Source organism: Pseudomonas sp. xss_2 (genome assembly GCF_043104195.1).
GTDB lineage: Bacteria > Pseudomonadota > Gammaproteobacteria > Pseudomonadales > Pseudomonadaceae > Aquipseudomonas > Aquipseudomonas urmiensis.
Genome location: NZ_JBICKL010000007.1, coordinates 1 through 17,261, shown reverse-complemented (window position 1 = coordinate 17,261; position 17,261 = coordinate 1). Strand labels below are relative to the sequence as shown.

The following is a 17,261-nucleotide window of genomic DNA, read 5'->3' as shown; positions in this document are numbered from 1 at the left end:
ATACACCACGTGGGAGCGGGCTTGCCCCGCGATAGCGCCAGACCGGCCGCCAATGGCTTTGGCTGACCAGCCCAGCGTTGTGCATCAGATGCCTTAGAACGAAGCGTTAGCCAGCCCGTCCAGGTAACGCTCGACATCCAGTGCCGCCATGCAGCCAGCGCCGGCCGAGGTAATTGCCTGGCGATAAACGTGGTCTGCCACGTCGCCCGCGGCGAACACACCTTCAACGTTGGTCGCGGTAGCGTTGCCTTCACGGCCGCCATTGACCACCAGGTAGCCGTCCTTGAGGGTCAGCTGGCCTTCGAACAGCGAGGTGTTCGGGGTGTGGCCGATGGCGATGAACACGCCGTCAACCTTGATCTCGTCGCTGCTGCCGTCGTTGTTCTTCAGACGCGCACCGGTAACGCCCATGTTGTCGCCCAGGACTTCGTCCAGGGTGGCGTTGAGCTTGAGCTCGATCTTGCCTTCGGCCACACGGGCGTTGAGCTTGTCGACCAGGATCTTCTCGGCGCGGAAGGTTTCGCGGCGGTGCACCAGGGTGACCTTGCTGGCGATGTTGGCCAGGTACAGGGCTTCTTCGACAGCGGTGTTACCACCACCCACCACAGCGACCGGCTTGTTGCGATAGAAGAAGCCATCGCAGGTAGCGCAGGCAGAAACGCCCTTGCCCATGAAGGTCTCTTCCGACGGCAGGCCCAGGTAGCGAGCGCTGGCACCGGTGGCGACGATCAGTGCGTCACAGGTGTAGGTGCCGCTGTCGCCTTGCAGGGTGAACGGCTTGTTGGCGAGGTCTACGGCGTTGATGTGATCGAACACGATCTCGGTCTCGAAACGCTCGGCGTGCTCCTGCATGCGCTGCATCAGGGCTGGGCCGGTCAGGCCATGGGGGTCGCCCGGCCAGTTGTCGACTTCAGTGGTGGTGGTCAGCTGACCGCCAGCCTGCATGCCAGTGATCAGCAGCGGCTTGAGGTTGGCGCGTGCGGCATACACCGCGGCGCTGTAACCGGCAGGGCCGGAACCGAGGATGATCACGCGCGAATGACGTACTTCAGACATGTCGAACTCCTGTCGAGCGGGCCGCACGGGGTCGGCATCGATGTACCGGCGGCGGCAGCTGGAATAAAAAGGACCCACGCAGCACTTGGGGAAGGCTACAACGCGCAGGTCCGAAAACCGAAAGTTGAGCGCACTGTAGCGAGGTCGCAGAGATTAAGGAAATATCCTCCGACAATCCACCTTATAGAGAGGCTCTATCCAAGCGAAAAACCGATAGAAATTATCCACCTGCTTTTGTTACAGCCCGTTTCTCGGCGTCTGCCCGCCTTTCGTCGGCGCGGCAAACTCGGTAAGGTCAGCGCGTTTTTCTCTTTTGCGGAGCGTCTCGATGCAAGCCCCCGTCCTTTCCGGCCCCCAGTACCTGCGCGAAGGCCTGAAACTGGTCCTGAGCCCTAACCTGCGGCTGTTCGTGCTGCTGCCGCTGGCAATCAACCTGTTGCTGTTCGGCGCCTTGGTGTACTTCGCCGGACACCAATTCAGCCTGTGGGTCGATACGCTGATGCCGACCTTGCCGGACTGGCTGAGCTTTCTCACCTACATCCTCTGGCCGCTGTTCGTCGCCTTGCTGGTGTTGATGATTTTCTTCACCTTCACCTTGGTGGCCAACATCATCGCCGCGCCGTTCAACGGTTTTCTCGCTGAGAAGGTCGAGGTGGTGGTGCGCGGTGAGGACACCTTCCCGGCCTTCAGCTGGGGTGAGCTGATGGCCATGGTGCCGCGTACCTTCGGTCGGGAAATGCGCAAACTGGGTTATTTCCTGCCCCGTGCGCTCGGATTGTTCATCCTCTCGTTCATCCCGGTGGTGAACGTGATCGCCGCGCCGCTGTGGCTGATCTTCGGCGTATGGATGATGGCCATCCAGTACATCGACTACCCGGCCGACAACAACAAGATGAGCTGGCAGGACATGCTCGCCTGGCTGCGCCAAAAGCGCTGGCAGAGCATGGGCTTTGGTGGGATTACCTACCTGGCGTTGCTGATTCCTTTCGTCAACATCGTGATGATGCCCGCGGCGGTGGCCGGGGCCACCCTGTTCTGGGTGCGCGAGCGTAGCTGAAAAGCGTGGGGCTGCCTTGCGCAGCCCCTCGGCACCCGGATCAGTGGCTCAGTTGGCTGGAGAACTGGCCTACCACTTCCACCACCTTCTTCGCCCCATCCTGAATCTCGACGATCACATCCCCGGTCTCACCGGCCAAGCTCAGGCCTTGCTCGGCCTGGCGCTTGCTGGTGTCGATGATATCCACCGCGGCCTGGGCCAACTGCTCGTTCTGCTGCACCACCCGGGCGATCTCCTCGGTAGCGGTGCTGGTACGCGAAGCCAGTTGCCGTACTTCGTCGGCAACCACCGCAAACCCCCTGCCCTGCTCGCCGGCACGCGCGGCCTCGATGGCGGCGTTAAGCGCCAGCAGGTTGGTCTGCCCGGCGATGTCGCTGATGGTCTTGATGATCGAGCCGATCACCCGTGACTGGGTGTCCAGCGCCTGGATGCCCTCGGCGGCCTCTTGCATCGAGACTTCCAGACCGCGCATCACGCTGACCGTCTGCGTGACCACATCGGTCGCCTTACGCGCACTGGCGTCGGTGCCCACGGAGGTGGTGTAGGCAATGTCTGCGGCCTGCGCTACCGCCAATTCCTGATTGACCTGATCGGTGATGACCGTGGCGAACTTGACCACTTTGTACAGCACATCGTGGGCATCGATGATCGGGTTATAGGACGCTTCGAGCCAAACCACCCGGCCATGGGCATCGATACGCTTGAACCGGTCAGCCACGAACTCGCCACGGCGCAGCTTGTCCCAGAACGCCTGGTAACCGGCCGAGTTGGCTTCTTCCGGCTCGCAGAACAGCCGGTGGTGTTTGCCGCGCACCTGCTCCAGGCGATAACCCATGGTCTGTAGAAAGCGGTCGTTGGCGGTCAGCACCTGGCCGTCGAGGCTGAACTCGATCACCGCTGTGGAGCGCATCAACGCCTTGATCAGGCTTTCGTGTTCGCGGGAGGTTTCGATGGTGCGGGTCAGGTCGCTGGAATGCAGGCTGAAATACTTGATCCGCCCGTCGCTACCTTTGACCGGCTGCAGAATCGAGCGCAACCAGGCCTCCTCGCCATTGCCGCGCAGCAGACGGAAGGCGCCATTGAGGTGCTCGCCTCGGGTGATGGCGCTGTTCATGCGCTGATAGAAATCGAGCTTCTTCACATGGGCCGGCACGATCTCTTCGATGTTGCGTCCGATCAGTTGCTCGGCGCGATAGAGCATTTCCTGCTCAAAGTTGCTATTGACCGTTTCGATGCGCCCCTGGGGGTCGAGCTGCAGCACCAGCATCTCGCTGTCGAGGCTGCTTTTGACCTGCTCCATCGACAGCAGCTCTTCACGCAACTGCTGGATTTCTTGCTTGAGTTTGTTGTTGAACATTACCGCACTCCTGGAGCGCAAACGGCCATTCGAATGCATCTGCATCGGCTGGATCGGCAACCTTCTTGAGTGCGCTGCAAGGAAATATTCATACAAGCGAAACAGCCGGAAATCAGCCGTCATCTGCCCGTCACAACGCCGTCACTTAACCGCAACGGCGCGCGCGGAAACTTTTTGTCATGAATACACCGAGCCTGCGCATCACCCTGGTCAGCGAAACCTTTCCACCCGAGATCAACGGCGTGGCCAACACCCTTGGCCGGCTGAGCGACGGCTTGCGCCAACGCGGGCATCAGGTAGAGATCATCCGCCCGCGCCAGGCCGATGACCCCGCGGCACAGGACGACGACAACCTGCTGCTGTGCAAGGGCTGGCCGCTGCCGGGTTATCCGGGCTTGCAGTGGGGCGGCGTCTCGGTGCACAAGCTGTGGCGGCGTTGGCGCCGGCAGCGGCCGGACGTGTTGTACATCGCCACCGAAGGGCCGCTCGGGCTGAGCGCCCTGCGTGCCGCGCGGCGACTGGGGATCGCTGTAGTCAGCGGCTTTCACACCAACTTTGCGCAATATGCCGGGCAATACGGGTTGGGTCTGCTGGCGCGGCTGCTGACCCACTACCTGCGCTGGTTCCACCGGCGCACGGCAACCACGCTGGTGCCGAGCATCAGCCAGCGCCTGGAGCTGGAGCGGCGGGGGTTCGTGGGCGTGGCGCTAATGGCGCGCGGCGTCGATGCCTGCTTGTTCAATCCGGCCCGGCGCAGTCAGGCGCTGCGCGAGCAGTGGGGGTTGGCGCCGGACGACGTCGCCGTGCTGCATGTCGGGCGGCTGGCGGCAGAGAAAAACCTCTCCCTGTTGCGCCCGTGCATGGAGGCGCTACAACGCACTTATCCACAGCGGCGCCTGCGTTTGATCATGGTTGGCGACGGCCCACAACGCGCCAGCCTGGAGCAGCAGTTGCCCGATGCGGTGTTTTGCGGGGCTCAACGGGGTGAGGTGCTGGCCGAGCACTATGCCAGCGGCGACTTGTTTCTATTCCCGAGCCTCACCGAGACTTTCGGCAATGTGGTCCTCGAAGCGCTGGCCTCAGGCTTGGCCGTGGTCGCCTACGACGAAGCCGCTGCCGCCCAGCACATCCGCCACGGCCATAGCGGTGCGCTGGCCATGCCGGGTGACCAGGCAGCGTTCATCGATGCCGCTTGCTGGCTGCTGGAAGAAAACGAGACCCTGCGCCGGGTCCGCCTCAATGCCCGCCAGCACGCTAGCCGCCAGGGCTGGCCGGCGATTGTCGAGCAGTTCGAGGGGTATCTGAGTAGCGCCTCTCGTCAGCCCACTCTGCCTGCCAACATCGGCACTGCCTCTGCCATGGCCATCAAACCAGGCTCGACAGCGCCTCGCGGCTGAACGGCAGCACCTCCTGTTCACGCCCCTCGCGGACTTTCTGTGCCCACTGCGGGTCGACCAACAGCGCGCGCCCTACCGCCACCAGGTCGAACTCCTGATCATCCAAGCGGCGCAGTAGCCCTTCCAGGCTGGCGGGCTTGGCCACCTTGTCGGTGTCGACCATGAACTGCAGGAACTCGCCATCCAGGCCAACACTGCCAACGGTGATGGTGGGCTTGCCGGTGAGCTTGCGGGTCCAGCCGGCCAGGTTCAGCGCCGAGCCTGGGAATTCAGGCTCCCAGAAGCGGCGGGTCGAGCAATGGAAGATATCCACACCGGCGTCGGCCAGGGGCTTGAGGAAGGCGGCCAGGGCCTCAGGCGTTTCTACCAGGCGGGCGCTGTAGTCCTGCTGCTTCCACTGGGAGAATCGCAGGATGATCGGGAAGTGCGGCCCTACCGCCGCGCGCACGGCCTGGATCAGTTCAATGGCAAAGCGCGAACGCGCGGCCAGATCACCGCCATATTCATCATCACGCTGGTTGCTGGCTTGCCAGAAGAACTGGTCGATCAGGTAGCCGTGGGCGCCATGGATCTCGACCCCATCCATGCCGATGGCCTGGGCATCCCGCGCAGCCTGGGCGAACGCAGCGATCACCTCCTGGATATCGGCGTGACTCATCTCATGGACCAGGACCTTGTCGTCCTTGCGCTTGCCGCTGGGCCCATAGCCTGGCACCGCTGCATCTGGCTCAGTGCCCAGGCGGCGCACGCTGCCCACGTGCCATAGCTGCGGCACGATGCGCCCGCCTTCAGCGTGGACGGCGTCGACCACCCGCTTCCAGCCGGCCAGGGCATCCTCACCATGAAAGCGCGGCACGTTGGGGTAACCGTTGGCCGCCTTGTGATCGACCGTGGTGCCTTCGGTGATGATCAGGCCAACCCCAGCAGCGGCGCGGCGACGGTAGTACTCGACCACGCCGTCATGCGGCACACCGCCGGGGCTGAAGGTGCGGGTCATAGGGGCCATGACCAACCGGCTCGGCAGCTCGAGGGCGCCCAGGGTAAAGGGTTGGAACAGCGGGTTGGTGGACATCGGGCGCTCCCATAGGTGAGAAATTCACCTGAGCTTAGGGGGCGCCAGATGGCCGGCACAGCACTATTGATTAGAGTGATCGGGGGCTATCGAAGTGTCTGTGATGGCTGTTGTAGCCAGTAGTCACTCTGATGGCGCCCCCAGGGCGATTAGCCCAAGGCTTTTTCGATCGCCTGCACCACCGTCGGATCATCCGGTGCAGTGCGCGGGGCAAACCGAGCCAGTACGCGGCCGTCCTTGCCCACCAGGAACTTCTCGAAATTCCAGCTGATATCCCCCGGGTACTCAGCCCCCTCGCCCGCCAGCAGGCGGTACAACGAATGGCGCTGCGGGCCATTGACCTCAAGCTTGCCACTCAGAGGAAAGCTCACGCCGTAGTTGAGGCTGCAGAAGTCCTGAATCTCTTTCTCGCTGCCAGGCTCCTGGCCGGCGAACTGGTTACAGGGCAGGCCCAAGACACTGAAGCCCTTGCCCTTGAACTGCTGGTGCAACGTCTCCAGCGAAGCGTACTGCGGCGTCAGACCACACTTGGAGGCGACATTGACCACCAGCACCACCTGGCCCTTGAACGGTGCAAGGGGCAGGTCCTTGCCGTCCAACGCCTTCAACGTCAGGTCGTGAAATGCACTCATGATGTAATCCCCTCTCGGTTCCCGGTTGTCGCTGGGGCGAATTGCGCCCACTAAAAAGGCGCGCGGGCAAACCGTCAACCCTCCCATGGAGGGCAAGTACGGCTTGCCCGAGCGCCTGGCGACTCTCTGAGCTTAGCGCAGAAAATCAGTGGTGATGGCCACCTTCGCCGTGGATGTGGCGATGAGCGATTTCTTCTTCGCTGGCATCACGCACATCGACAACCTTGACCTTGAAGTTCAGGCGCTGGCCAGCCAGCGGGTGGTTGCCGTCGACAGTGACGTCATCGCCGTCCAGGTCGCGGATGGTGACGATCTGCATCTGGCCGTCCGGAGCGGAAGCGTGGAACTGCATGCCCACTTCCAGCTCGTCGACGCCTTCGAACATGCTGCGATTCAGGGTGCTGACCAGCTCGGCCAGGTATTCGCCGTAAGCCTCTTCTGGCTCGACGGCAACTTCCAGTTCGTCACCGACGTTCTTGCCTTCCAGGGCTTTTTCCAGGCCTGGGATGATGTTGCCAGCACCGTGCAGGTAAACCAGCGGCGCGCCGCCGGCGGAGCTGTCAATGACCTCCCCGGCGTCGTTGGTCAGGGTATAGTCGATGGAGACAGCCTTGTTGGCGGCGATCGGCATGGGGGCGAGACCTTTTGCAAAAGAATGTAGAGCGGACAAGTGTAACCAAGGCATCGCCCGATTGCGAACGCACCGCCCACGATGGGCGACCCGTCAGTCGGGTTACAGGCTTTCATCAGGACGAAGAAGGCCACTGGGTAGTCGATCTGTCCTGCGGCCACACCCAGCACCTGCGCCACCAACCGCCGTGGCAGGCCCGGCCCTGGGTGCTCGATGCAGCGCTGCGCGAACAGCGCATCGGCCAGCTATTCGATTGTGGCTGGTGCGCGCAAGGGGCCGATAGCGATACCCTTGGCGATTGATCCCTTGCACCGCTTATCTCGAGAAGCACGCATGCAAACATTTTTCATTGCGCCAACCGACTTTGGCGTCGGCCTGACCTCCATCAGCCTAGGCCTGGTTCGCGCCCTGGAGCGCGGCGGGCTGAAGGTTGGTTTTTTCAAGCCGATCGCCCAGCCCCATCCCGGTGACACCGGCCCGGAACGCTCCACCGAACTGATCGCCCGCACCCATGGCCTGAGGCCGCCGACGCCGCTGAGCCTGGCGCATGTCGAGCGCATGCTCGGCGACGGCCAGCTGGACGAGCTGCTCGAAGAAATCATCCGCCTCTATCAACAGGCCTGCGTCGGCAACGATGTGGTGGTGGTAGAAGGCATGGTGCCGACTCGCCACGCCAGCTACGCGGCGCGGGTCAACTTGCACCTGGCCAAGAGCCTGGACGCCGAGGTCATTCTGGTCTCAGCGCCAGAAAACGAGGTGCTCAGCGAATTGTCTGGCCGGGTGGAATTGCAGGCCCAGCTGTTCGGCGGCCCCCGCGACCCGAAAGTGCTGGGGGTGATCCTCAACAAGGTGCGCACCGAGGAAAGCATGGCCGAGTTCGCCAGCCGCCTGCGCGAGCACTCGCCGCTGTTGCGCGGTAACGACTTCCGCCTGCTGGGCTGTATCCCCTACCAGCCTGAGCTCAACGCCCCACGCACCCGTGATGTGGCCGAGCTGCTCGGCGCACAAGTACTCAATGCCGGCGATTACGAACAACGGCGGATGAACACCATCATCATCTGCGCCCGCACAGTGGCCAACACTGTGCCGCTGCTCAAACCCGGCACCTTGGTGGTGACGCCTGGCGATCGCGACGACATCATCCTTGCCGTGAGCCTGGCAGCGATCAATGGCGTGCCCCTGGCTGGCCTGTTGCTGACCAGCGACAGCAAGCCAGACCCACGGATCCTCGGCTTGTGTCGCGGGGCGTTGCAGGCAGGCTTGCCGATCTTGTCGGTGAGCACCGGCTCCTATGACACTGCCAACCAGCTCAATTCGCTGAACCGCGAAATCCCGGTAGATGACCGCGAACGCGCCGAATTCATCACCGACTTCGTTGCCAGCCAGTTGGATGCGGCCTGGCTGCATCAGCGTTGCGGCACGCCGCGCGAACTGCGCCTGTCTCCGGCAGTATTCCGCTATCAGTTGATCGAGCGGGCCCAGCAAGCCAACAAACGCATCGTCCTGCCCGAGGGTGCCGAACCGCTGCTGGTACAGGCCGCGGCTATCTGCCAAGCGCGAGGCATTGCCCGCTGCGTGCTGCTGGCCAAGCCTGAAGACGTCGAAGCCGTGGCCCGTGCCCAGGGCATCACCCTGCCGCCAGACCTGGAAGTGCTCGACCCCGACCTGATTCGTGGGCGCTATGTCGAACCGATGGTCGACCTGCGCAAGAGCAAGAACCTTAACGCGCCGATGGCCGAGCAGCAGCTCGAAGACCCGGTGGTGATCGGCACCATGATGCTGGCCCTGGATGAGGTCGATGGCCTGGTGTCGGGCCTGGTCCACTCCACGGCCAATACCATTCGCCCAGCCTTGCAGCTGATCAAGACCGCGCCAGGCAGCAGCCTGGTGTCGTCGGTGTTCTTCATGCTGTTCCCCGAGCAGGTGCTGGTGTACGGCGATTGCGTGATGAACCCGCACCCCAGTGCCGCTGAGCTGGCCGAGATCGCCCGGCAGAGCGCCGAGTCGGCCGAGGCCTTTGGCATTGCGCCACGGGTAGCGATGATCAGCTATTCCAGCGATTCGGCCAGTGACGAGGAAGTAGAGAAAGTGCGCGAGGCCACTCGCCTGGCGCAGCAGGCAGAGCATGACCTGCTGATCGACGGCCCGTTGCAGTACGACGCCGCCGCCAACCCCGAGATCGCCCGCCAACTGGCGCCACATAGCCCAGTAGCCGGGCGCGCCACGGTGTTCGTGTTCCCGGACTTGAACACCGGCAACACCACCCACAAAGCAGTGCAGCGCAGTACTGACGGGGTCAGCCTTGGACCGATGCTGCAAGGCCTGCGCAAGCCGGTCAATGACTTGCCGCGCGGGGCGCAGGTCGACGATATCGTCCACACCATCGCGCTCACCGCCATTCAGGCGAGCAGAACGCCCTGAAAAGAAAAAGGGCAAGCCGACTGGCTTGCCCTTCTCTTCACCGCGTACAGCTTACGGGTACTGTTGTACCTGGCCTTGCTGCTCGTATTGCTGGCCAGGAATCGGCTTGAGGTTGACTTCAACCCGGCGATTCTGCGCACGGCCATTGGCATCGGCGTTGCTGGCGATTGGCTGGTCTGGACCCAGTCCACGCACCGACACCCGCGATGGATCGACACCTTGGGACGTCAGGTAGGTGCTGACCGCCTGGGCGCGACGCTGGGACAGGTCCATGTTGTGCTGGCGGCTGCCGGTGCTGTCGGTGAAGCCAACAACTTCAATCGTGTTCTGGTTGAACTGCTTGAACGAGCCGGCCAGGTTGTTCAGCGGCGAGTAGAAGCTTGGCGAGATGTTCGCCGAGTCGGTGGCGAAGGTGATGTTGCCTGGCATGATCAGTTTGATCTGGTCACCCTGACGCTGCACTTCGACGCCGGTATTGGCCATGCTCGCGCGCAGCGCGGCTTCCTGCTTGTCGGCGTAGTAGCCGTAGCCCGCTGCGGCAGCGCCAACCGCAGCAGCGCCGATCAGTGCGCCCTTGCCACGGTTGTTGTGGTCGATGGCGGCGCCGGCCACGGCGCCGGCCAGTGCGCCCAGGCCGCCGTACTTGGCGGTCTTGCTCATGCCCGAGGAGCCCTGCGCCTGACCCTGGTTGTCGTAAGGGTTCTGGCTTACGCAGCCCGACATCAGGGCAGCGGCGGTAGCGACGATAATCAGACGACGCATGGTGAACATGGAAAGCTCCTACTGAAATTCAAGTGTGCAGTGATCTTGAATGGATCTATGCCAGCCTTGGATTACAGCGAAGCGGAAAAATTCCATGAAATTTCAAGCGCGCACGAACGGGTTCTCGCGCATCTCATCGCCGAGGCGGGTGTCCGGGCCATGCCCGGTCACCACCACAGCCTCTTCATCCAGGCGGTACAAGCGATCCTTGATCGAACGAACGATAGCCCGCTGATCGCCGCCCCACAAATCGGTGCGACCGATACCCCGGCGGAACAGGGTGTCGCCGGCGATCAGCAGCTTGGCATCGGCAAACCAGAAACTCATCGAACCAGGCGTGTGCCCTGGGGTGTGCAGGGCGACGCCGCAGCCGCAGGCCAGCTCTTGGTCATCGGCCAACCAGTGATCGGGCGGCGGCACCGGGGTATAGGGCACGCCGAACATCTGGCACTGCATGGGCAGGTTGTCCCACAGTGGCTGGTCGTCCTTGTGCAGGTGGAGGGTCGCGCCGGTCAGCTCCTTGAGCTTACCGGACGCCAGGAAGTGATCGAAGTGGGCATGGGTGTGGATGATGCTCACCAAGGTCAGTCCGTGGGCTTGCAGGCGGGCGAGAATTTTTTCCGGGTCACCGCCCGGGTCGACGACGATGGCCTTCTTGCTAACTGGGTCGCCGATCAGGGTGCAGTTACATTGCAAGGGGCCGACGGGGAAGGTTTCGCGGATGAGGGCGGTGGGGGCGTCATTCATCTAGGTCTACCAAATTGCCTTCATTCAAGAGTAATCGAACAGCGTTTGCACTCGCGCCAAGGCCTCTTCGATTATCGCCTCGGGCACGGTTTCTATCCGCTTTGCACTTCTGGCTTCAAGGTCCACGACACGCAGCTGGTTACATAGGACCACACCCTGTGTCTGTGTTCCTGCGCCACTGAGCGTGACGGCAAATCCAGCGTGTCGTGCGTATTGGCCGCCTTGAGTGATCGGAACAATCACCGCCAGGCCTGAAGTATTGAACGCCCCAGGCGTCAGGATCAGGGCCGGCCGGGCCGCGCCCTGCTGCTCACGGCCAACGGTAGGGTCGAGGTTGATCCGCACGATATCGCCTCTGGCGAACTTACCTCGCCTCACACTTCTTTCCCCACTGGCCGCATGGCATTCCATGCCGCCAACTCCTCGGTCTCGGGTGCCTCAAGGTCACATTGGGCCATCAACTCTTCAAGCTTGTACCTGGGTTTGGACCTGACAGGTTTGAGTACCATCGACTCGCCCGCGGTATCGAGGCTCATCTTGGAGCCGATACCCAAGCGCATCTGCTTTAGCACAGCCGCTGGCAAGCGGATGGCAGCACTGTTACCCCACTGCAGTATCTTGACTTCCATAAGTATCTCCAAAGGTAGATACATAGTAGAAACCCTCCGAATGATTGCAAGCTGTTTGTAGAAACACCGTATCTACATTGTCATTCGCAAGGCTTTCTTTGAAGCCCAAAAAGCTTGAACCAGACCGATCCTACAAATCGCTGAGAAGCGCTGTCAGATTCAAGGCAGGTACAAGCGGAACAACCCACCGCCCAACGCGCCGCCATTGGCAATCTCGATCCGCCCACTGAGCCCATCGCGCTCATGCAACGCCGCGATCCGCGCAGCGAAGTACAAGCCCAAGCCGGTGCTGCCCGTGCTCGAATCAATCCCTTGTACGTAGTCCTGTTGGCGCTCGAGCATGCGCTCGGGATAACCCGGCCCGTCATCGTTGACACTGATGATCAACTGCTCGCCCTCTTCCTCGATGCTGATCAGCAAGGCGTGGCCGGCATAGCGGATGGCGTTGGTCAGCACATTGCCCACCACCGAGGCGACCAGCTCGCGGTCGAAGAAACCCAGCGGGTTGTCCGTTTCGATGCGCCAGGTGGCGAGGATGTCGCGCTGCTTGAGCACCTCTTGCTGTGCGGCGAGCTGGGCTTCGATGAAGTCTTCCAGCTCGTGGTAGTCCGGGCAGATCGGCAACTGGTTGACGCCCAGTTTGTACAGCCCAAGCATTTGCACCAGCATGCCGTTGAGGTGACGTAACTCATGTTCTATCACCCCCTGCTCACTGCCCTCGCGCTGCGCCTCGGGCAGACGCGCCAGCCATTGCGAGTGGGCCTGGATCAGGGCCGACAGCGAGTTCTTCATGTCATGCACGGTGGAGGCGATCACCGTGGAAAAATCCAGCCCCTGATTGTCCTGGTTCATGCGCCAAAGACCCGGATATGCAATTTGCGGTAACGATCATAACGGCTATCACTGGCGGGAATGCCAGCCACCCGCTGCAGGCAGTCGCGACATTCCTGCATCAGCGTTGGCGAAGGGCTTTCACCGGCGATACGCAACAACGCCTGGGCGGTGTTGAGGGCAATGCTGATGTTCTTCGGCTGCAGCGACAGGGCCCGGCGGAACATCTCCAGCGCCTCGTTGAGCTGGCCGCCCTGGTAGCTGCGCACGCCCTGGCGGTTGAGGTCGACCGCCTCGGTGACCGCGCCGAGCACGGTGGGGTCATCGGTGAGCTTGGCAACGCTCTGCATGACCTTGGGGTCGTCGCCGTAGGTTTCCACGCAGCCCTTGAGAATGCCGCTGCCCGCCGACTCCTGGCCGAGCTGTTGCAGTTGCTTGGCCACCGTTAGCGCCGCTTCCACCGAGAAGAACTGATCCATCTTGTCCAGGCGTTGCATGGCCTGCTCGGTAAGTTTCGCCGCAGTTTCGGCATCACCGGCCTGTTGCAGACTGGCCGCCTTCATCAGCCGGGCCCGTACTTGCAGCCCTTGGTCGTCGCCATTTTCCTTGGCCACTTCGCTCAGCACCGTGTTGATCTCGACCCGGGTGCGCGCATCCAGGCCAAAGCCTGCGTTCTTGCTCATCAAGGCCTGGGCCAGGCCAAGGTTGGTTTCGGCGTCTTTGTAGCGCGAGCTCTGCCCCTGGTTGACCGCATGCCGGTAGGCCTTGGAGGCACTTTCGAAATCTTCGTTATCCAGCGCCAGCTTGCCCAGTGCGGCCTGTCGGCGCACGGCCAGGGGCGAGAGGCGCACGGCCTCTTCAAGCATGTGCTGGGCGCGCTTGGTTTCGCCCTGGGCCACCAGCACCTCGGCCATGCCATCGTAGAGGCTGGGCATGATCGGGAAGGCCTTGAGCGCCTGCTCGTACACCCCTTGCGCCTGGGCATGCTGGCCGCGCTTGTGCAGCACGCTGCCGAGCATCGAATAGACCCATGGCTGAGGGCGGCTGGCGAGGATCGACTTGAGGAATTTTTCCAGTTCGTCAAAACGCCCCAGATCGCGCAGGGCATCGGCCCGGTAGCGCAAGCACAGCGGTGCAAAGCGTGGATCTTGCTTGCACAGCGCGGCGCAGGCCGCCAATACCTCGGCCGGTCGGGCGCGGTCGAGCGCCTGCAGGATGGGCTTGAGCAAGGTCTTGCGCTGCACCAGCTTTTCCAAGCGCTGGGCCAGGCCGACGCGGTTGAATGGCTTGGTCAGGTAGGCATCGGGCTCATGCTCGAGGGCACTGAGGACGATGGCCTGGCTACTCTCGGCGGTGACCATGATGAACACGCATTCATGGCTGATCAGCTTGTCGAGGATCAGGTCCTCGAGCACCTGCTGGCCGTTCTTCTTGCCATCCCCCAGATGGAAATCCTGAAGCACGAAGTCGTAGCGCTTCTGCGCACACATGCGCAGCGCCTGCTCGCCGCTGTCGGCGGTGTCCACGTCACGCACGCCCAGCTCACGGAGCATGGAGCGGGTAGAGGTGCGAAAGTCGGTGAAGTCGTCGACGATCAGAAAGCTTTTTTGCCCGTACTGCAGCATCAACACGACCTGTCTTGGGAGTAGTTGGAAAATGGCGTGCGGCGATGCATGCCGCCGATTCGGTTATCGGCAGCAGGGCAAGAAAGATGAGCCCGGAAACAGCGGCGCCAGCAATAATGGCCTTGAGCCACTATTGTAGCCAGCAATCCCCCCCAGCAGCCACTACGCCAGTAGGCCTAGCGACTTGGCCTTGGCCACCGCCTGGGTGCGCCGCTCGACGCCGAGCTTGCTGTTGATGTGGCTGGCGTGGGTCTTGACCGTATGCAGCGAAATGAACAACCGTTCGCTGATCTGCTGATTGGAGCAGCCTTGGGCGATCAGCTCCAGCACCGCCAGCTCACGCCCGCTTAGCGCTTCATTGCTGGCATTGCTGACTGGCAGCTGCGGCAAGCGCGCCAGCAAGGCGACTTGAGTGGCGCAGGCGGCGCGCACCGACAGGTGTTCGCGTAACCAGTGGGGGTGCGCTTCGATCAGCTTCTGGAAAGGCTGCAACGCGCCCCCTTGAGCCGCCTCCAGGGCTTTGGGCAGCAGGCTGACGGCCTGCTGGTCGCGCCCTTGCGCCAGCAGTAACGCGATCCACTGGCACAAGGCACTGACCAGCAACATGTGCCCGCCGCTGGCCTGCCCCCGCTCAACCAAACCGCGCAGGCGCGCGGCGGCGTCTTCGGGGCGCCCGAGCACCCGTTCGAGCAGGGCCTGCTGCAATTCGATGTGCAGCGGCAGTAGCGGATGAAACTCTGGCGCAGCCGCTGGCTGCTCGCCGCCGTAGGTCTGGCCCAGGCGCAGCAACCAGGATTCGGCAAGGTCGGTACGGCCCTGGGCCAACCACAGCTCGCACTTCACCAGGGTGATCATGGCCAGGTAGAAAATCGGTGGCACATCCCAGATGTGCATCAAGCGCTCGGCCTCAGCCAGTTCCGCGAAGGCCTCGGCGAAGTGGCCCTCGCGACCTTCCAGCGAGGCGATCGCGCAGTGGCCGATCAGCACACTGATGTCGCGGCAGGCACGTGCTTCGCTAAGCCCTGCGCGCAGGCGGGCGCGACCTTGGGCCGGCTGTAGGTGGGTGGCCAGCAGGTAGCCTTCGTACAGGGTCAGCCGGGCACGCACGGCGTACAGTCGCTGCGCTGACAGCCCTTGCAAGCGCTGCAAGCCTTGACGCACCTCGTCCAGGGCTCGCTCTACTTCGCCACGGGCATGCAGCACGCGCGCCCGGTCGTAATGGGCCAAGGCTTCGAACAATGGGTTGCCGACCCGTTGCGCCAACTCCAGGGCCTCGCGATTCCAGCCGCGCGCACGCCAGAAGTCGGCGTCGGCAATGGCCAGGTTGGACAAGGTCGAAAGGCACACCAAGCGTTGCCCATAGCGCTTGTTCGGCAGGCTGTGCAGGGCTTCGCCGCAGTAGGCCAAGGTGCGCTCGCGATCGCCGCGACCGCGAGCGATCACCCCGCTCAAGGCCAGCCACTGGGCCAGCATGGACTTTTGCGCAGTCGCCGACGGCGCTGGCAGGAAGCGGCTCAAGTGCGCGGCCAGCTCCTCGGCGGCGTCCAGCTGACAAGCCAGGCCCAAGGCCCAGCTGTAGAGCACGATCAAGCGTGGCGTGCTGATCAGCAGGCTGTCGGGCAGGTCCATTTTCCAGCGCAGCAACATGCCGACATTCTGCTCGGCCAGCAGCTGCTCCTCAGACAGGCTCTGCACCAGGTCGGCGGCCACATTCAGATGGCCAGCACGCAAAGCCTGCTCTACTGCTTCATCGAGCAAGCCCTGGCGCTCGAACCAGCGACAGGCGCGCAGGTGCAGATCTCCTAGTGGCTCGCGGGCCTCGCGGCTGCGCAGCAGGTCGGAAAACAGGTGGTGGTAGCGATACCAGTGGCCGTGTTCGTCCAGCGGCACCAGAAACACCTGATGGGCTTGCAGATACCGCAGGATGTCCGCGCTGTCCTGGCGCTCGCGCAGGGCATCGCACAGTTCGGCGCAGAAGCGCTCCTGGCAGGCCGTCTCGTAGAGAAACGCCTGCACGTCGGCTGGCAGGATATCGATGACTTCTTCAAGCAGGTAATCGCGAATCAGCCCTTCGCCCCCGTGCAGGGCCTGGGGCAAGGCATGCTCGTCCCCCGACTCGCTGGCCGCCAGTTGCCAGAACCGCAAGCCTGCCACCCAGCCATCGCTGCGCTGGATCAGGTTGTCCAGCGCCTGGCCACGCAGGCCGGTGGGTTGTCGACCAATAACCGCCAGTGCTTCCTCGGGGGTCAGGCGCAGGTCCTGCTCGTTCAGCTCGGTCAACTGGCGCGACAGGCGCAAACGCGCCAGGTGCCAGTCGGGGCGCTGGCGACTGGTGATCATCAGCACCAGGCCACCTGGCAGGTGGTTGAGGAAGAATTGCAGACAGCGGTCCAGAACCGGTCCCTGGGCCAGGTGATAGTCGTCCAGTACCAGCAGCAATGGGCTATCGGCTTGCAGGTAGAGCGCAAGCTCATCGAGCAAACCATCGAGCCACTCTTCGAACGCGAACGGTTGATGGCGCTGACGCATCTTCAACAGCCCCATGGCCTGGCCACCGAGTGCCGGGCAGAACTGCTGCAGGCCTTCAAGCAAGCGCTCGAGGAAGCGGCCAGGATCGGCATCACGCTGGCTCAGCCCCAACCAGAGACTGCGCCAGTGCCCGGGCAGGCCCTGGCAGAATTCGATGGCCAGCGAGCTTTTGCCAAAACCTGCCGGGGCGTTGACCAGCAACAGGCGTCCGCCCAGCCCGGCTTGCAGGCGCTGACACAGGCGATCACGCGGGACGTGGCCGTCCGGCAACGGTGGCCGGAAGAAACGCCCGTCCAGCAGGCCTATGGCCTGACTGGCGAATCCATGCATACGGGACAAATCTGTCATGGCCGGCTCGTTCTAATTGGAAGACTTCGGCGGTACGGATTGTTGCGAGACTAGCGGGTATCGCAGCGTATTTGAAGATGATGGGGACGGATGTCGTGAAAAAGACTACGACAAAAAGAAACAGTACGGATTGATTGGGATTACGTGCCTGAGGTATTTGGGCTGGT

At 62.8% G+C, this 17,261-nt stretch carries 15 protein-coding genes and 2 pseudogenes; 4 read left to right on the top strand and 13 right to left on the bottom strand.

The features are described 5' to 3' along the window. Nucleotides 1–93 precede the first annotated feature (93 nt). Nucleotides 94–1,056 (bottom strand): thioredoxin-disulfide reductase, encoded by a 963-nt coding sequence (trxB, locus tag ACF8K2_RS00710; protein ID WP_033701267.1) that lies wholly within the window; start codon nt 1,054–1,056, stop codon nt 94–96. A 328-nt stretch (nt 1,057–1,384) separates the two neighbouring features. Between trxB and cysZ the strand changes: the two genes are divergently transcribed. Then, the gene (gene cysZ, locus ACF8K2_RS00705; RefSeq protein WP_186554149.1) at nt 1,385–2,113 is read left to right on the top strand and encodes a sulfate transporter CysZ; all 729 of its coding nucleotides are present in this window, start codon (nt 1,385–1,387) and stop codon (nt 2,111–2,113) included. A 40-nt stretch (nt 2,114–2,153) separates the two neighbouring features. On the opposite strand, the pseudogene ACF8K2_RS00700 reads toward cysZ, so the two are convergent. Together ACF8K2_RS00700 and ACF8K2_RS00695 are read right to left on the bottom strand one after the other, a co-directional pair. Then, nucleotides 2,154–2,567 (bottom strand): annotated as a pseudogene (locus ACF8K2_RS00700) (methyl-accepting chemotaxis protein); the annotation flags it as partial. A gap of 180 nt (nt 2,568–2,747) precedes the next feature. After that, nucleotides 2,748–3,380, bottom strand: a pseudogene (locus ACF8K2_RS00695) (PAS domain-containing protein); the annotation flags it as partial. Nucleotides 3,381–3,649: 269 nt separating this feature from the next. Between ACF8K2_RS00695 and ACF8K2_RS00690 the strand changes: the two are divergent. Then, nucleotides 3,650–4,867: a glycosyltransferase family 4 protein gene (locus ACF8K2_RS00690; RefSeq protein WP_392463037.1), complete on the top strand. Its 1,218-nt coding sequence runs from the start codon at nt 3,650–3,652 to the stop codon at nt 4,865–4,867. Here ACF8K2_RS00690 and ACF8K2_RS00685 read toward each other — a convergent pair. The 3 genes from ACF8K2_RS00685 to ACF8K2_RS00675 form a co-directional block, all read right to left on the bottom strand. Next, on the bottom strand, nt 4,836–5,939 hold the full coding sequence (locus ACF8K2_RS00685; RefSeq protein ID WP_392463036.1) for an NADH:flavin oxidoreductase: 1,104 nt from the start codon (nt 5,937–5,939) through the stop codon (nt 4,836–4,838). The genes ACF8K2_RS00690 and ACF8K2_RS00685 overlap by 32 nt on opposite strands. Before the next feature lie 149 nt (nt 5,940–6,088). Continuing rightward, nucleotides 6,089–6,571 (bottom strand): glutathione peroxidase, encoded by a 483-nt coding sequence (locus tag ACF8K2_RS00680; RefSeq protein WP_264234756.1) that lies wholly within the window; start codon nt 6,569–6,571, stop codon nt 6,089–6,091. A 145-nt stretch (nt 6,572–6,716) separates the two neighbouring features. Next, nucleotides 6,717–7,202 (bottom strand): peptidylprolyl isomerase, encoded by a 486-nt coding sequence (locus tag ACF8K2_RS00675; RefSeq protein ID WP_186554154.1) that lies wholly within the window; start codon nt 7,200–7,202, stop codon nt 6,717–6,719. Between the two features lie 14 nt (nt 7,203–7,216). On the opposite strand from ACF8K2_RS00675, the gene ACF8K2_RS00670 reads away from it, so the two are divergent. Both ACF8K2_RS00670 and pta read left to right on the top strand, forming a co-directional pair. Further along, nucleotides 7,217–7,504, top strand: coding sequence for a DUF3565 domain-containing protein (locus ACF8K2_RS00670; RefSeq protein WP_186554155.1), 288 nt, complete (start codon nt 7,217–7,219; stop codon nt 7,502–7,504). 31 nt (nt 7,505–7,535) lie between these two features. Beyond that, nucleotides 7,536–9,623: a phosphate acetyltransferase gene (gene pta, locus ACF8K2_RS00665; protein WP_392463034.1), complete on the top strand. Its 2,088-nt coding sequence runs from the start codon at nt 7,536–7,538 to the stop codon at nt 9,621–9,623. Between the two features lie 51 nt (nt 9,624–9,674). Here the strand turns inward: pta and ACF8K2_RS00660 are convergent, their stop codons facing one another. The 7 genes from ACF8K2_RS00660 to ACF8K2_RS00630 all read right to left on the bottom strand — a co-directional run bounded on the left by ACF8K2_RS00660 (nt 9,675) and on the right by ACF8K2_RS00630 (nt 17,094). Then, entirely contained in the window at nt 9,675–10,394 is a 720-nt protein-coding gene (locus tag ACF8K2_RS00660) for an OmpA family protein (protein ID WP_186554157.1), read from the bottom strand. Between the two features lie 93 nt (nt 10,395–10,487). Next, the gene (locus tag ACF8K2_RS00655; protein WP_368971832.1) at nt 10,488–11,132 is read right to left on the bottom strand and encodes an MBL fold metallo-hydrolase; all 645 of its coding nucleotides are present in this window, start codon (nt 11,130–11,132) and stop codon (nt 10,488–10,490) included. Nucleotides 11,133–11,156: 24 nt separating this feature from the next. Next, nucleotides 11,157–11,510, bottom strand: coding sequence for a type II toxin-antitoxin system ChpB family toxin (locus ACF8K2_RS00650; protein WP_367616057.1), 354 nt, complete (start codon nt 11,508–11,510; stop codon nt 11,157–11,159). Beyond that, nucleotides 11,507–11,785: an AbrB/MazE/SpoVT family DNA-binding domain-containing protein gene (locus tag ACF8K2_RS00645; RefSeq protein ID WP_186554160.1), complete on the bottom strand. Its 279-nt coding sequence runs from the start codon at nt 11,783–11,785 to the stop codon at nt 11,507–11,509. The genes ACF8K2_RS00650 and ACF8K2_RS00645 overlap by 4 nt, the downstream gene beginning before the upstream one ends. A gap of 135 nt (nt 11,786–11,920) precedes the next feature. Beyond that, complete coding sequence (locus ACF8K2_RS00640; protein WP_186554161.1) at nt 11,921–12,613, bottom strand: sensor histidine kinase KdpD; 693 nt, start codon at nt 12,611–12,613, stop codon at nt 11,921–11,923. Beyond that, a complete protein-coding gene (locus tag ACF8K2_RS00635; RefSeq protein WP_186554300.1) occupies nt 12,610–14,217 on the bottom strand; it encodes a tetratricopeptide repeat-containing response regulator in 1,608 nt (535 codons plus the stop codon). Before ACF8K2_RS00635 ends, ACF8K2_RS00640 begins: the two co-directional genes overlap by 4 nt. Before the next feature lie 162 nt (nt 14,218–14,379). Beyond that, complete coding sequence (locus tag ACF8K2_RS00630; RefSeq protein ID WP_392463031.1) at nt 14,380–17,094, bottom strand: LuxR C-terminal-related transcriptional regulator; 2,715 nt, start codon at nt 17,092–17,094, stop codon at nt 14,380–14,382. Between the last annotated feature and the right edge of the window lie 167 nt (nt 17,095–17,261).